We start from the raw sequence: 16,002 nt of genomic DNA, 5'->3' as shown, positions 1-16,002 counted from the left end.
TTGAGCCACAACTCTTTTTAAGACAGGACGTCGGAACGATTGACTGGCATGGACTCGGGTTATCACGAATGCCCGCTTTCCCGAAGCTCGTTGCGAATTGCTTCTGGCGACTAAATTGGTGTGGCGGCTTGCAACCAAATGCAGTTATCGATGTAGTCTACTGATTTTTGCTAAGGCCCACCGTCCGGAGCTGATAGAAAGCTTTTCAACTGGTAAATTAAGCCCAAGCATGTAGTAAGTCCTTGTTCGAGGAGAAGTGCTTATATAAGGTAGCAACCGCAATAGCGGACTCAGCCAAGAACTGATTAATCCCGGTGGAGTGATACCCCTGTATATAAAACAACCGGACGGCTGTATCCCTCATTCGGATTCAGGCGTCCCTTTCTTTACGCATAGTTCAACGATTCACAAGATAGAGCAACCTATCTATTTATAGATAAAAATTAGCGTTTGGCTAAAATGTAGATCATCATGTCTGATCGGGTCACAAAGCCCATCCGCTCATAAATGGCAAGCGCCTGACAGTTATCCGCCCACACATGGAGGTAAGGTAGTTTGCCTTCCGCCCGAATCTGTCGAATCTGGCTCTCAATCAATCGACGTGCATAGCCTTTGCCCGTATGATCTGGGTGCCTACAAACGGCACTAATTTCCACGTATGTGCCACTAGCAAACCGGCGACCCGCCATAAACACTAAATGATCGCCGGAGAAAATGCCTTCATACGGAGCTACAGCCGCCTAGGGCGTCTAATGGCCGAAACAAGGTAAATCTACACCGCTTTTGGTGGTTGATTTCCCCTTTTATAAACCAAAGCTCCCAATTCAAACGCATGCTCCATTTTGACACCTTTATCACGATGCGCCGTGAGCCGGGTCTAACCCAGCCCGAGCATCCCTAGCTGTCCCTAAAACGGAGCCTGAAACGCTGCCCCCTGGATGGGCTGGCCTTCGGTGCCGATTGTTACGGGGGCCTGTTCAAAAAACTCAAAGCTGGCGTCATGCTCTACGTCCGTACGCCCTAGGACTATACCAATAGCTCGTTGTTGTTTGTCAAACCCGGCAGTTCATCAAGTTCCGTAACCAGGAGGTAAAAGAAGATAGTTTTCTGCTGTTTTTGCATGAGAATTACCTCCACGGCCATCCGTTGCATGAGCAGATTCGCCACTTTTCCTACTTTGAGTGTGACGCGGCCGAAACGCTGCACCTATCCCCGGGTAGAGCATGTTATCTAGGACGTGTTTGATAAAATTGAGGTAGAATATACAACCAATCAAGACGAATACAGTCGGGAGATCATCCTGACTCATCTAGATTCGATCTTGCAGTATTCACACCGCTATTACCTGCGTCAGCTTATCAACCGGGCCGAACTGTCGAGCAAAACCCTTTAGAAATTCAATAGTATCCTGACGGCCTATATCAAGGATGGACTGATCCGGTCAAAAGGCTTCCCTTCCGTTCATCAGTTGGCGGTTGAACGGAATCTGTCTCCGCGCTACCTGAGCAATCTGTTAAAACAGGAAACCGTGAAAACAGCGGTAGAACTCATCCATAGGTCATTACTGGTGGAGGCAAAGAATCAACTTAGAATGAATCCGCAGAACGTGTCCGAAATAGCGTTTGCACTGGGCTTTGACAACCTTTCTTATTTCTCAAAACTATTTAAACGAGAGGTCGGCTTGAGCCCAGCTTTGTACAAAAACCCATTCCTGACCTAAACAAATTAAACGAATGAATGCTATGGAAACGGATATCCATCCGTTCAGCTAGCGCTTTAGTAATTTCTTTAGCAACCCGCTTAGCCGCTGGCTGTATTGTGTAACGTTATATAAGCACCTCCGCCAAAAAGGGTTGAAATAAGTGCTTTCGTTCAGAGCCGAATTGCCACAGTATAGAAAATTATAGGTGTTCGCTAGTTAGCGTTTGTTAGATGTGCCTTTAATTAAGGTTACGCTTATCGCATCTAGAAGGAAACTGATATTAGTAATTCGACCGGGTAACCTTCTGTCACTGTTTCAGGTAGTGAAGCGCAACACTGCCTGATCTGAAAGCAATTGTATCAACCAATTTTAAATGAAGATTTTCCTGAAGGCTTCCCCCAGTCAGCAAGGGTCTCCCCTGCCCCACTAGCACCGGATGGACAACTAACTGAAATTCATCGATAAGACCGGCTTGGATCAGTTCGGGAAGTAAGCTTACACTATCTACCGAAATTTTGTTGCCCCGTTGCTGCTTCAGGTTTAGGAGTTCTTCGGCCGGATGGCTCCTTACAAGGCGTGTCTTATCATCTACAATGTCTAATGAGCGTGATATAACCACTCGGTTGATCGCCGTCAGTCGCTGGGCAAATCGATTTTCGGCTGCTGTGCCAGATTGGTTTTGGGCCACATCAGCCCAATAGGGAAACATAAGCTGATACATGACACGACCGAAAAAGAGCAGATCCACCTCACTCAACGTTGCCGTGAAATACTCCAGCACCTCTTCACTAGGATTGAACATTGTGTGATCGCAATAGCCATCCAGGCTGACATTCATACTGAAAGTTACCGTTCTCATGTGGTTAGTCGTCGTTTACCGTTTTTACAAAAATAAACCTGACGTGCTACATTCATGAGGGTCAATCGCGACAATAGGAGGGGGTTGTTATGACCATTTACCCTTGTCGAAAGGAACACATGATTTAGCATGACTAAGTTTATACAGGATAGAAATGTCATCATGATAGCATAAGTCCTGTAAACGATTACATCAACTTATTCACGAACTAGTACTGAGAGAAAGAAAATAATCAGTCAAGTTGAGTGGGAGAAACAGACAATGGTTCCAGAATATGTATCTGGGGATGAACGGTTTTACAAATAGTGCAAAACGTTTTCTCTTTGTCTTCCGGCGAGTCAACCCCAAACTGAATACGAGCGAACTAGGTTGTGGGTACTCCAGATTCGTTGACGAGTTGAGCTTTGAACAAGATTGCGGCCATTGGGAGTGAATGATGGTTACCGAAAGATAGCCGAAAAACTTGGGTCTTATGAACGTAACGACCTTTAAAATGTATTTGTTACGTTGTAATGTTTTCACAACGCTTACTCCTAATTTGTGACACTGAAAGCAAAAGCAACGAACTGGATTGACCGAGAGCTGACAAGCCGTCAATTTAGCCAACGTAAGACCTGTCCTGTCGATATAAATCACATAAAATGGGCTTAATTATAAACACCAGCGGCTTAAAATCAGAACATCGTTTACAGTTAAAAAAATATTAACACCAAATAGTCCCTTACGCTTTTAAAAAAAAGGCCGGGCTGGTTTCAGACAAAACAACTTTCGGCTTTTGCTTTAGTGAACTGCAGATCTTGCCCGCTAATCGGAAAAAAATTGACTTTACACACGGACTAACTGGGTACAAACCAATCAGATTACCTTCAACACGCCCAGTAAGTAGTAAAATGCCCGTAAACTCACCGACAACAAGCACGGATCGAGCCATTGCTGTCGGTGACGATTATTAATCGTGGTCACTGTTACTTAGAATTCCTCTGATTCTTACCACATTTCCGTTGATTCTTACTAGTTGCCTGTCAGCTCTTCATGGGACCTTTGTCGAGAAGTCTTTTCTCAATTAAATAAGGAACAAGCTCATGAAAACGCTTAATAACCAACACGTTGTTTTTATTACCGGAGCATTTGTTACCCACCATTGCTGGGACGAATGGCAGACGTATTTTCAAAGCAAAGGGTATACAACCCTAGCACCACCCTGGCCTTATAAAGATGGGACAGCGATCGAGCTTAGGGCCCGGCAACCCCATGATAAGGATTTAGCTCTTTTAACTTTAGCGGAACTGGTTGACCATTACGTAGGAATTATTAAGAGTTTACCCGAAAAACCTATTGTAATCGGGCATTCCTATGGTGGAATGCTGACCCAACTGATGGCAGATAAAGACTTGGCCGTGGCGGGCGTTGCTATTCACTCAATTCCGCCACAAGGAGTCTTTCCCTATGAGTTTTCCTTCTTAAAAGCTGGCTGGAAATCGCTGGGGCTCTTCACCGACCTGGAAGAAACATATATGATGTCTTTTGAGGATTGGCAATACGCATTTGTTAACGGTATGCCCCTAGAGCAACAACAGTCAACTTATGATCAGTTTACGATTCCAGAGTCCAAAACCGTAGCCCGGGGTGCCTTAACCAGTGTTGCAAAAGTTGACTTTGCCAAACCACATGTGCCCCTGTTATTTACAGCTGGAGATCTGGATCATATTACGCCAGCTCACCTTAATCTCCGCAATTTCCGAGCCTATGAGTTCAATGGATCGGTTCTGGATTACAAATTATTCTCAGGCCGCAACCACTTTGTACTTGGGTTACCAACCTGGAAAGAAGATGCCGATTTTATCCTAAAATGGCTGGAAACGAATGTCAACTAAAGTTAATATTAATTGACGTTCAACGTATTACACTTCTCCTTGCATGAAATTTCACCCTTTTTACAGTACACCTCACCTATTCTATTTATCTAGTATGAATACTCTATTAACTCTTCTGATCACTAGCTGTCTGTTTTTGTCTGCTTCATGCGATGATCATAAAACAGAGGCTCCATCCAAACCCACCTTCGTTTTTGTGCATGGCACCTTTGCTGATGACTATGCCTGGCATTTAGTAAAACCCAAACTTGAACGGGCCGGCTATCAAGTAGTGGCATTCAATCTACCAGCTCACGGAACCGATCAAACGCCCGCCGAACAGGCGAATTTTGATGTATATGTCAACACGGTAGCAGAGAGAATAAATGCTATCTCAGGAAAAGTAGTTCTACTAGGACATAGTATGGGAGGAATGGTCGTAACGCAGGTGGCAGAGAAGATTCCTGCCAAGATTGAAAAACTTGTTTACCTATGCGCCTTTTTGCCTAAAAACGGAGAGAATCTGTACGAACTGGCCTCTTCTGACACCGAAAGCCTTATTGGCCCTAATCTGCATCCCGAGCAGAATGGTTTAGTAGCCTCCCTTCCTCCAAATATTCTCGTTCAGGTTTTTGCTGTGGATGCGTCGGAGGAAATTCAGAAAGTTGTCGCTAAGACTCGTCCCGAACCGCTCGCCGTCTTTCAAGCTACAGCCAAGTTGACGGAGGAAAATTTCGGCAAAATTCCCAAATACTACATTAAGACTCTGAAAGACCAGGGTGTTGGCCCTGCTTTACAGCAACGGATGATCGATGGGTATCCGGGTAAGATTGCCAAAGTCTTCACCATGAATACAAGCCATAGCCCCTACTGGGCCAAACCGGATGAATTGGTATCCATTCTTAAGGAAATTAATTAATCCCTTTTCTATCTTCCAAACAGCAAATTTCTTTAACTCGTTTTGTTTCAACTACACTATGGAAACTCACGTAATAGCCAACATTGAACCCTTGGACCCGGCTATGGATCCAGCCATTGAAAGCCATACCAAGTCGTTTTTGAACATGCTAAATAGCGGTGGTGGTAAACCAATGGAACAAATGAGTCCCGCTGAAGCCAGACTCGTATTGGAAAGCGCACAGAAATCTGTGGAAGTGGATTTATCGGGCGTTTATTTTTCTCAGCAAACCATCAACCAGGACGGCTTATCAATCGATTTAGATATTGTTCGCCCCATAGGGAGCGAAAACACCCTGCCCGTTTTTATGTTCTTTCACGGTGGCGGTTGGGTGCTTGGTGATTTCCCTACCCACCAGCGGCTAGTACGTGATCTGGTCGTTGAATCGGGAGCGGTGGCCGTTTTTGTTAATTATACCCGTTCTCCGGAAGCCCGCTTCCCGACCGCTCTCTACGAAGCCTACGCAGCAACCAACTGGGTCGCTGAAAACGGTGCCCAGCTGAACGTGGATGGTTCCCGACTAGCTATTCTGGGCAACAGCGCTGGAGGGGATCTTACGGCGGCCGTGGCGTTGATGGCTAAAGATAAGAATGGCCCAATTATTAAGTTACAAGTATTGCTCTGGCCCGTCACGAATGCCGATTTTGATACGGCTTCCTACCATCAATATGCTACCGAGCGGTTTCTAACCCGCAACATGATGGTCTGGTTCTGGAATAATTACACGCCAAATGCCGACGATCGTACATCGTACTACGCGGCTCCTTTACAGGCTACCTTAGACCAATTGAAGGGATTACCACCAGCGCTGGTGCAGGTCGCTGAGAACGATGTCTTGCGTGATGAAGGCGAAGCTTACGCCCGAAAACTGGATGAAGCCGGAGTACCCGTAACACTGGTTCGTTATCAGGGCATGATTCATGACTGGGGCTTACTGAATCCATTAGCCAACGTTCCGGGAACGCGCTCGCTAATAACGCATGCAGCAGCTGAACTTAAAAAGTTTTTACAGTAAATACCTGGGCAGAGTGAAGAATCCTTATCCCTACCCTATCTAATCCACCAACTTATGACAGCTTTCAATACCTGGTCACTCTATGTTGTTACGCACGATGAAGCAAGCCTCAGCAGTGCCCTCTCCCACCACTTACTATTTACCCTAAAAAATTAGTGTTTTCATAGTACCGGCTATGGACCCGTAGATGAGCAGGGGTAAAATGACGCTACAGGTCAATAAAGATAATTAGATGCCACATCTGTTTACGGCTTAATGATGGTCGTTGAATTTTTTACTTAGGTTTAAAAAATATTATCAACTAAAAAATTGATTAATAACCACTTAGGTCCGTATTTTTAAGAACGTCAGACTATACTCAACTTTAACATTGTCATCCAGGGCTTACTCAAGTCCTGTTTGACTGATGTCTAACTTTCTTGCGGAATGAAACGATCATCCTTTCTGTGGTTATTTTATATGCCAGTGCTTTTTTGCACTGATTTATCCCTCGCACAACCTCTGGCCCCATACCATTGATAGTTTAAAAGTTCTGCTGAGCAGGAATCCCGCCGATTCTAACCGCGCTAACCTGCTTCTGGAAATGGCCCGTAGTTATGTGCTTAAACCGGGTTCGTACGCGACCGATTTGGATACAGCCTTGATACTGGTGCGTCAAGCCTATCACTTATGTCGGCCACTAGCTTATATAAAAGGGAAGGGTAATGCTTATTTAATTGGTGGGATGGCTTATCGAGATAAGGGCGACCAAAAGCGGGCCCGTAGCTATGATCGGCAAGCCATTCAACTCTTTACTAAATACAAGTATCCGGCTGAGTTGGCTGCAGCTTACATGGAATGCGGGAATACGTTTGGCAATACCGATGACGAGTTAAAGCAAAAGATCCGCTATTATGAACTGGCTTTACCCTTATTTCAACAGGTAGGCAACCGAGAACGAGAAGCAACCACACGGAAAGAATTAGGCGATTTTAATCAGATACTGGGAAAATATTTACAATCGTTAACGCAGCTAAAGCAGTCTCTGAAGATTTATCAGTCAATCGGTTTTACTGATTTACAAGGCGTTTATGATTTGTTGGGGATCGTTAATATTTGCCTGGCCGATTATAAAGAAGCCTTAAAATATGGCCATTTAGCACTAAAAACTGCAGAAATACGGCAGGATACGACACTGCAACTGTGTACCATTTATAATCGTCTTGGCATCACCTATTCGTATTTGAAAGATAATGAAACAGCCATTGGCTATTTTCAAAAGGCACTTTCTATTGCCAGACGCTACAGGGATACGATGTCGATCTGGATTGTTAGTATGTCTTTAATAAACTCCTACAATCGATTAAATAAATTTGACCAATCGCTCCAGTTGCTGAAGTTCAATATCAAGCGCTTTCCTCCTCCAGATTTATTAGCCCGTATCTACGTTCTTAGTCAGTATGTTAGTAGTTATCAAGGATTGAAAAACTACAGGCTAGCTCAGCAATACTGTAATCAATTAATAGCCCTATTACCACAAGTAAAAGATAATGACTACGAAGCCCTCAGTATCATTTATCAGCCTGCCATCAACTTTTATTTAGCATCGCGGCAATTTAATAAAGCTCGGCCATTGGTTGTTGCTTATAACGCGCATTGTGAATTGTATGATCGAGGAAGAAGGCTAGCTCAAACCTACCTGGCCTGGTATAAGGTCGATTCGGCTCAGGCAAATTATCGTTCGGCTATGGATCACTTCAGACAATACAAAGTCATTGAAGATTCGCTCCTTAATGAGGCTAAAGCAAAAGAGATTGCTAAAATTCAAGTTGACTATCAAACCGACAAAAAAGAGCAGCAGCTTAAGCTTAAGGAGTCGAACATCAGACTCTTAACGAAGGAAAATCAGGTCCATCAGGCTAACCTTAGCCAACAGGCTACCCAACGGAATAGTCTCATTTGTGGTACGGTACTCCTATTGCTAACCTTAGGTATAACTTATAACCGCTACCGGCTCAAACAACGCACCAACCAGCAGCTTCAGGCGAAGCAGCAACTCATTGACCAGAATAACCAATCGCTTCAACAATTATTAGAGGAGCGGGAATGGATGCTTAAAGAAATTCATCACCGGGTCAAGAACAACTTACAGGTCATCTCCAGCATGCTCAATACCCAGTTTAACTTTTTACAGGACCCTTCCGCATTAGCAGCTATCCGCGAAAGTCAGAACAGGGTTCAGGTCATGGCCCTAATCCATCAAAAGCTTTATCAATCAGCTAATCTGACTCAAATTGGGATGCGCGATTACGTTCAGGATATTGTTGACTACCTGATTGAATCCTTTGACCGGTCAGGTTCCGTCCATGCTCAAGTGAATGTGGCAGATGTTTTCTTCAGTGTTTCGTTAGCGACTCCCCTGGGGCTGATTATCAACGAGGCCGTGACGAATTCATTAAAGTATGCCTTCCCCGATCATCACACAGGTCAACTGATTGTGAGTTTATCAAATACGCATGACCAGGTGTTTCAATTAGTAATCCGAGATGATGGGATCGGGTTGCCAGCTGATTTTGATGTAACAGCAAGCCAAACACTGGGCATGACCATGATCCGCGGGCTCAGCAAGCAGATTAAAGGACAACTAGAGATCAGTCAGTCCGATGGCGTTATGATTTCCCTTCAATTCAGTAATAAGCCCAAACCGAAGCCCCAATCCGTATTACAAACTACTCAGCGCGCGGGTTGATGTGTAGTTTTTTCATCCGGGACTCCAACGTTGTCGGCTTGATATTGAGTAACTCAGCGGCACCACCTTTTCCACGAATGCGATTTCCAGACCGCGCCAGCGCCGTAAGAATAGCTGCCCGCATCGTATCCTGCAACGGTTCGACATCTCGAATTGGCTCGGCATTTGCGTCAGATGGTGGAAACACGGACTGCAAGGGTTCCGTAAGGTCCAAAGTACTAGACTGCGCTAAAATCGCTGCCCGCTCAAGCACATGTTCCAATTCCCGAATATTCCCTGGCCAGGAATAACGGCGCATTTGTTCGAGGGCAGTTGGGCTAAGGCTCGTCAGGCGTTTTCCTAGTTTCTTTGTTAATTTTTGTAAAAAGTAAAGCGCCAACGGCAATAAATCCTCCTTGCGATCCCGTAAAGGGGGCACCCAAATAGGGAACACATTTAGGCGAAAGTACAAATCGGACCGAAACCGGCCAGCGGCTACTTCCTGTTTTACATTGCGATTGGTGGCAGCTATAATTCGAACGTTAATACCAATAGGTGCTTTTCCTCCTACCCGTTCTATTTCCTTTTCCTGTAACACCCGTAACAACTTGGCTTGTAGCTCCAGGGGTAGTTCGCCTATCTCATCCAGAAAGATGGTGCTTTCGTGAGCTAGTTCAAATTTGCCAATACGTCGTTCATTTGCTCCTGTAAAACTGCCACGTTCGTGTCCAAATAACTCTGATTCGATCAAATGGGTGGGTAGTGCTGCACAATTCACTTTGATCATTGGCCGGTTACCCCGACTTGACAGCTTGTGGATCGCTCGGGCAATAAGTTCTTTTCCTGTGCCGGTTTCACCCGTGATTAATACGGTCGTGTCCGTTTCTGCGACTCGCCCAATATTGTTGAAAACCTGTTCCATAACAGGACTACTGCCAAGGATTTCATCAAAATTAAGATTGGTTTTAATCTCTTCAACCAAGTAGCTCTTTTCCTGCTCTAACCGTTCACTGAGGTTTTTAATTTGTATGTAGGCCAACAAATTTTCTAAAGAGAGGCCAAACTGATGGCTTATTGCCAGCAACGTTTCCTGATCCTTGGATGTATAGGCATAAGCAACCTGACGAAACAGCATAAGCGAAAATGTGGGGTTCCCCTGTATGTGTACCGGAACACCAATGGCCGACTTCATATCCAGCATTGTTCTTTCTAGTGTAGATTGTCGAAAAGCTTTATAAGACGATTCTTTTTCGAGAATCGTAGTTTCCTCTACGATCCATTTTAAACGAGTAGGGTCGGTAATCAGTTGAAAATCTTTATTCTCTCTAAGGAGAGCCGTTCCCATTCCCAAAACCCTATTCTCCAACGAATGGACCACCAGTAAGTCAAATGGTAATAAACGGTTAAGCGCCTGTGCCACGACTGGCATGATAGCTGGTAACTCCTTTCCATTTTGAAAAGCAGTAACAATGGCTAATTCCGTGGCTTTTATAAGTCGGTGGGTGTCAAGCTCCTCATATGCCAGTAGGTTGTTTAGTGCCAGCGAAATCTGGGGAGTTATTAGGTTAACCAAGGCATAGTCTTGAGTAGTGAAGCTATCAACATGAGTATTACCTAATATAAGTAAGGTGAATAACTTTCGATTGACGTGAATGGGAAAAAGTGCCAGGGATTGGACATTCAGATGATCACGGCAGGCCCGAACCGTTTGGTAGCGATCGCTCAGTCTATCCAAATCACGCTCAGTAAAAATCCCAGGTAGTTCCGTAAGCAGATTCACCGATTCCTGTGCTAACCATTCGTTTTCATTTTGTTGTAGTTCCCTCTGTAAAAGGCTGGTTAAGTTGATTCGCTCAAAAGTAAATGGACTGGTTCGCTGCAGCATCAGCCAGTACCCGGAAACGTCCTCGGATCCTATACTTTGTAAACTGAAAAACGAAAACGGTACCAGGGAATTGACCTGGTCAGCGATTGCCCGGCCTAACAAGTCCCGCTCCTGGATGGTTACGATCGCATTGTTTACGGCTATTTGTAATGCATGCTGTTTTCGTAGCCTTGTTTCCTCGCCGTGTGCGTGTCGATATCGGGCAATTTCCAAAGTAGTAAGTACATCTTTTTCGCGAAACGGCTTGGTTAAAAAGCCGAAAGGTTGTGTTTGACGGGCTTCTTTTAAGACAGTATCGGTTAGGTTAGCGGACAGATATACAAACGGCGTATTCCGTTCATTGAGCCAGTAAGCCAGGTCGATTCCCGTCTGTTCACCGTCCAAAAAAATGTCTAGCAATACAATGTCAGGCGCTCCCTGTTCCACTAGATCCTTTGCTTCTGGAACCGATTCGGCTATACCTACAACTTTGTAACCCGCTTTTTGCAGCATTAAGCGAAGATCGTTAGCGATCATAAACTCATCCTCTACAATCAGCAAGGAAGGAATCGGGCCTTCTTGGTTGATATTAGGCATGTTCAGCAGGGTTTTACGTATACCTAAATTGCTCTTAATGTTGGCTGAAAGACGTTCACCAAGTCATTTTATACTTTTAAACTGAACCAACGATACCAGCTTTAACCCCGTAGGATAGCTTGTTAACTTATGAGCAAATATACAGAGAGAGAATCTGGCGACTCACCTCCGAAAGTATCCTCCGAAATAGCGGAGTCATCTCCGCTATTTCGGAGACGCCAATTTTATTCACAGAAGGAGCAAGAAATACAATCGTTTGATTATCAATTAACTGACTTTTTTTCGTTCAAGTTTTTGTGTGACTGGCATGGTAATAGATATTGTATAGTCAGTGGTCAACAATTCCTACTATATCCTCTTTCTATGAAACGTCACATCCAGCTAGATCCGCTACGGATATACCAGTTAGAGCTTCAACAATGGTCACAGCCCACTCACTCTCATGCTTTTTATGAATTAATTATCATTCGGGAAGGCAAGGGTTATCACCTGATCAATGACAACTGCTTTCCATATTCATCGGGTTATGTCTTTCTACTTGGCCCGGACGACAATCATTACTTCAAAATTTTGGATCGGACCAAGTTTTGTTTTATTTCCTTCACTGAGCCCTATTTAGCCGAGTTAGCAGTACCCAGTAATTCTATTTGGAAGCAGGGTAAATCGTACAATTGGCACATGGCTATGGGATTTAGGGGAAATTTACTTGCAGACCAAACCGACCAATTACATCTGAATGCGCTCCTCTCCATTTTACTACCGAATAACGAACAGTTAATAGCGCTATCGCCATCGGTGACCCTTTCCATAGTGGGAGCCCTCCTGAGTCTGATCGAACCCCACATTTCCTTAGTCGATAAAAAAACGGTTCAGCCTTCCCATTATTCTGTTACCATCGTGCACCAGCTAATGGCGTACATCAGTCAGCATATTTCAGAACCGCACCAGTTACGGATTGATCAATTAGCCCATATTTTCAACTATTCACCGAACTATTTAAGTGCGCTTTTCAAGCAGCAGGTTGGTGAATCGTTACAACAGTATATTATCCAGTATCGCCTGAAACTTGTTGAAAAACGATTGCAGCTGAGTTCGTTAACGATTTCTCAAATTGCGGAGGAATTTGGCTTCACCGACATTTGCCACTTAAATAAGCTCTTTAAACGGTATTATCAAATTACTCCTACGGTTTACCGGAGAGCTGCTTTTGTTTCTTGAAAAGGCCAAATAGCCTATCGCAAAGACGCGTCAAAACAGGCCTTTTTAGGATTTCTCACCTGATTCTAAATACATTCTGTCAGTAAGCACTACGTAACCAGAAAATGACAGGAAAGCTCTAAGCTTACTATTCAAGTGATGGGAAAACTATACGATCATGAAAGTATATGATATTATTGTAATCGGGTCCGGTCCGGGTGGTTATACAGCAGCCATTCGATCAGCCCAGTTAGGCTATCAGGTAGCCATCATCGAAAAGTATGCAGTGCTTGGTGGAACCTGTACCAATGTTGGGTGCATTCCCGCCAAGGCCCTTCTCGATAGTTCTGAACACTTTCACCAAGCCCAACAGCAATTCCACCTGCATGGTATTCAGGTAGGTGGAATTAGCCTGGACTTTGCAAAGTTTATGATGCGGAAAGAAGAGGTAATCCGGCAAAACACCAATGGCCTTAACTACCTGATGAAGAAAAATAAAATCGACGTCCATCACGGGGTGGGCAGCTTTATCGATCAAACTCATATCCGACTTGACAACCAAGGGCAGGAAATGACCCTTGAAACCAGGTACGTCATCATCGCTACTGGTTCTAAACCGGCAACCCTTCCAGGCGTTGCCATCGACAAACAACGGATTATTACGTCTACTGAGGTATTATCACTGCCAGAGTTACCCAAAACCTTGATTATTATCGGTGGCGGAGTTATCGGTGTTGAAATAGCATCAGTCTATGCCCGGTTAGGCACCCAGGTAACGATTATTGAGTATGCGGATTCGCTGATTCCTACTATGGATAGAGAACTGGGGAAGACGCTAGTTCGATTGCTGGGAAAACTAAAGATTACCTTGATGATAAGTAGTCGGGTTCAAGCAGCCCGTAATCTAGGAAATGAAACATTGGTAACGTGTCTGGACAAAGCAGGAGTTTCCCAGGAGCTAAAAGCGGATTATTGCGTAGTAGCGGTTGGTCGAAAAGCCTATACAGTCGGCCTGAATCTGGAAGCGGTTGGTATCCGGCCCGAAACGAATGGCAAAATAAAAGTGAATGGAAAGCGTCAAACAGTTGTGCCAACCATTTATGCCATTGGTGATGTTATTGAAGGTGCCATGCTTGCTCATAAAGCGGAGGACGAGGGAGCGTTTGTTGCAGAAGTCATTAATGGACAAAAACCCCATATCAAATACGATTTGATACCCAGTGTAGTCTATACCTGGCCGGAAGTAGCTTCAGTCGGTAGTACAGAAGAGCAGCTATCCGAAAAAGGAATCCCCTACAAGGTGGGAAAGTTTCCTTACTCGGCAAGTGCCCGGGCTCGAGCCTCTATGGACACCGATGGATTTGTTAAGGTACTAACAGATCCAACATACGGTGAAATTCTAGGCGTTCATTTAATTGGCCCACGCGCTGCCGATGTGATTGCTCAAGCTGTGGTGTCAATGGAATATGAGGTAACTACACAGGAGATGGCCCACATTTCATTTGCTCATCCCACGTACGCAGAAGCGCTGAAAGATGCCTATTTACAAGCATCCGGTCAGGGGGCAATAAATATTTAGCAGACAGAAGTTACTATATTCAATAGGCCTGGTATTGTTTCGTTCAACGAGAGGAAAAGTATAAGACGTATTTTATTGAACTGTGAAATCTTTACTAATGAATTGTGTGCTTTCATGGCAAACTCCAATAAAAATCGTTCAGGAAAACCTTCGAATAAAATCAGGACAAGACACTTCAACTAGCCATTGGCAAGTCCATTTAAATTTTTGGTTTGGATAAATTCCGAGGGCGTCAACTGGTAAAGATCACGAAAACATTTGGTGAAATACCCCGGGCTTTCAAAACCAATTATGTAAGCCGTCTCGGCAATGCCTCGTCCCTGACGAAGGTAGTACGTGGCTTTTTTTAGCCGATACTGTTGCATCAGTTCATTGACAGGTAAATCTGAAACCGCCTTTATTTTACGATACAGACTCGCCCGGCTCATACCTACCTCCCGGGCCACTTCATTAACGCCGAACGTAGTATCACTAAGGTGTTCGTCCAGCAACTGATATATTCTACTCAAAAAAGGATCAGGCGGAGCCGGTGCGGAGGGCGCTTCTTCAGCCTGAGCCAAACTTTGGCGCACCCAATCGCGTAACCGGGCTCGTCCGTCCAGCAAATTCTGAATACGCAGTTGAAGCTCGGTTAAGTGAAAAGGCTTAAGGATATAATCGTCAGCCCCAACAGAAAGTCCTTTTAAACGACTTTCCAGGGCGCTCTTCGCCGTGAGCAAAACGATTGGAATGTGACTGGTGCGGACGTCCGATTTTAGCTGGCTGCAAAGTGTATACCCATCCATTCGTGGCATTAGCACATCGGACAGGATGAGATCTGGACTTAATTCGAGTGCTTTTTCATAGCCATCGAGCCCGTCTACCGCCCGATACTGACGATAGTGGCTAGGTAAACTCTCCCGAATAAAGTCAGCCAGTTCGTCATTATCTTCAACGACTAATAGAAGTGGACTTTCCCAATCCGGTTGCCGACTCTTATGGTCGACAGATTGACTGACCAGGTCGGCCGCATTTTCGGAAGTCGGACTGACCGGTGACGTGACAACCGGACGATAAGGCAGGGTAATGGTAAACGTAGTACCTATCCCAGGTGTCGTGTCTACCTCAATGGTACCCTGCTGAATGGTCACTAATTCTTTTACTAAGGCTAATCCAATTCCTGTGCCTGGTTGTTGGGATGCTGCGTCATCCCGAACCTGATAGAACCGATCGAAAATAAAACGCAGGTTATCCGGCGAAATACCCACACCCGAATCAGCAATGGTTAAGCAAACAGCTTCATTGGCTGATTTTGCCAGATCAACGGATACGATTCCGCCTGACTTAGTAAACTTAAGGGCATTACCCACCAGGTTGTAAATAATTCGCTCCAGCTTTTCCTCATCAAACCAGTATTCTCCGGTTAGTTGCGGCTCAAAGCGCAACTCAATCTGTTTCTGGTCGGCCTGACTTTGGAAAGACTCCAGCAAACCACGCACAAACGCATCCAGTCTGCCCGGTGCTTCCCGGATGGGCATTGCCCGGGCTTCGACTTTGCTCAAATCCATGAGTTGATCGATCAGCCGTAACAGATGAAATGCATTTTTTTCAATGGTCGTCAAGCGTTGTCGATCAGCAGGCTCCGTATGTTTCTGTTGAAGTTGCTGGGCAGGGGTTAAAATCAGCGTGAGT

Annotated in this window: 14 protein-coding genes; 8 read left to right on the top strand and 6 right to left on the bottom strand. The window is 44.8% G+C overall.

The window, feature by feature from the left end; translation table 11 throughout:
• Positions 1-217 precede the first annotated feature (217 nt).
• The 3 genes from LN737_RS14970 to LN737_RS14960 all read right to left on the bottom strand — a co-directional run bounded on the left by LN737_RS14970 (position 218) and on the right by LN737_RS14960 (position 1,206).
• Positions 218-364, bottom strand: a complete 147-nt coding sequence (locus LN737_RS14970; RefSeq protein WP_405520120.1) for a helix-turn-helix domain-containing protein — start codon at positions 362-364, stop codon at positions 218-220.
• Between the two features lie 79 nt (positions 365-443).
• Positions 444-716 carry a GNAT family N-acetyltransferase gene (locus tag LN737_RS14965; RefSeq protein ID WP_405520414.1) on the bottom strand — a complete coding sequence of 91 codons (273 nt, stop codon included), beginning with the start codon at positions 714-716 and terminating at the stop codon, positions 444-446.
• Positions 717-1,026: 310 nt separating this feature from the next.
• The gene (locus LN737_RS14960; protein ID WP_405520118.1) at positions 1,027-1,206 is read right to left on the bottom strand and encodes a hypothetical protein; all 180 of its coding nucleotides are present in this window, start codon (positions 1,204-1,206) and stop codon (positions 1,027-1,029) included.
• 31 nt (positions 1,207-1,237) lie between these two features.
• Here LN737_RS14960 and LN737_RS14955 point away from each other — a divergent pair, with 31 nt between their 5' ends.
• Together LN737_RS14955 and LN737_RS14950 are read left to right on the top strand one after the other, a co-directional pair.
• Positions 1,238-1,393 (top strand): hypothetical protein, encoded by a 156-nt coding sequence (locus tag LN737_RS14955; RefSeq protein ID WP_405520117.1) that lies wholly within the window; start codon positions 1,238-1,240, stop codon positions 1,391-1,393.
• A 75-nt stretch (positions 1,394-1,468) separates the two neighbouring features.
• The gene (locus LN737_RS14950; protein ID WP_405520115.1) at positions 1,469-1,720 is read left to right on the top strand and encodes a helix-turn-helix transcriptional regulator; all 252 of its coding nucleotides are present in this window, start codon (positions 1,469-1,471) and stop codon (positions 1,718-1,720) included.
• A gap of 289 nt (positions 1,721-2,009) precedes the next feature.
• On the opposite strand, the gene LN737_RS14945 is transcribed toward LN737_RS14950, so the two are convergent.
• Positions 2,010-2,561, bottom strand: coding sequence for a dihydrofolate reductase family protein (locus LN737_RS14945; RefSeq protein ID WP_405520113.1), 552 nt, complete (start codon positions 2,559-2,561; stop codon positions 2,010-2,012).
• A gap of 1,082 nt (positions 2,562-3,643) precedes the next feature.
• Between LN737_RS14945 and LN737_RS14940 the strand changes: the two genes are divergently transcribed.
• The 4 genes from LN737_RS14940 to LN737_RS14925 all read left to right on the top strand — a co-directional run bounded on the left by LN737_RS14940 (position 3,644) and on the right by LN737_RS14925 (position 9,115).
• The gene (locus LN737_RS14940; RefSeq protein WP_405520112.1) at positions 3,644-4,435 is read left to right on the top strand and encodes an alpha/beta hydrolase; all 792 of its coding nucleotides are present in this window, start codon (positions 3,644-3,646) and stop codon (positions 4,433-4,435) included.
• Between the two features lie 94 nt (positions 4,436-4,529).
• Positions 4,530-5,333, top strand: a complete 804-nt coding sequence (locus LN737_RS14935) for an alpha/beta fold hydrolase (protein ID WP_405520110.1) — start codon at positions 4,530-4,532, stop codon at positions 5,331-5,333.
• Positions 5,334-5,391: 58 nt separating this feature from the next.
• Complete coding sequence (locus LN737_RS14930) at positions 5,392-6,387, top strand: alpha/beta hydrolase (RefSeq protein ID WP_405520108.1); 996 nt, start codon at positions 5,392-5,394, stop codon at positions 6,385-6,387.
• 583 nt (positions 6,388-6,970) lie between these two features.
• On the top strand, positions 6,971-9,115 hold the full coding sequence (locus tag LN737_RS14925; RefSeq protein WP_405520106.1) for a histidine kinase dimerization/phosphoacceptor domain -containing protein: 2,145 nt from the start codon (positions 6,971-6,973) through the stop codon (positions 9,113-9,115).
• Here LN737_RS14925 and LN737_RS14920 read toward each other — a convergent pair.
• Positions 9,096-11,555, bottom strand: a complete 2,460-nt coding sequence (locus LN737_RS14920; protein WP_405520104.1) for a sigma 54-interacting transcriptional regulator — start codon at positions 11,553-11,555, stop codon at positions 9,096-9,098. The genes LN737_RS14925 and LN737_RS14920 overlap by 20 nt on opposite strands.
• A gap of 363 nt (positions 11,556-11,918) precedes the next feature.
• Here LN737_RS14920 and LN737_RS14915 point away from each other — a divergent pair, with 363 nt between their 5' ends.
• Both LN737_RS14915 and lpdA read left to right on the top strand, forming a co-directional pair.
• Entirely contained in the window at positions 11,919-12,773 is an 855-nt protein-coding gene (locus LN737_RS14915) for an AraC family transcriptional regulator (RefSeq protein WP_405520102.1), read from the top strand.
• Positions 12,774-12,930: 157 nt separating this feature from the next.
• Positions 12,931-14,331 carry a dihydrolipoyl dehydrogenase gene (lpdA, locus tag LN737_RS14910; protein WP_405520100.1) on the top strand — a complete coding sequence of 467 codons (1,401 nt, stop codon included), beginning with the start codon at positions 12,931-12,933 and terminating at the stop codon, positions 14,329-14,331.
• Positions 14,332-14,510: 179 nt separating this feature from the next.
• Here the strand turns inward: lpdA and LN737_RS14905 are convergent, their stop codons facing one another.
• On the bottom strand, positions 14,511-15,992 hold the full coding sequence (locus tag LN737_RS14905; protein ID WP_405520412.1) for an ATP-binding protein: 1,482 nt from the start codon (positions 15,990-15,992) through the stop codon (positions 14,511-14,513).
• Positions 15,993-16,002: the final 10 nt, after the last annotated feature.

Source organism: Spirosoma sp. KNUC1025 (assembly GCF_045160025.1).
Lineage (GTDB): Bacteria > Bacteroidota > Bacteroidia > Cytophagales > Spirosomataceae > Spirosoma.
Note: the sequence above shows the minus strand (reverse complement) of the source record. Positions and strands in the feature narration are given on the sequence as shown.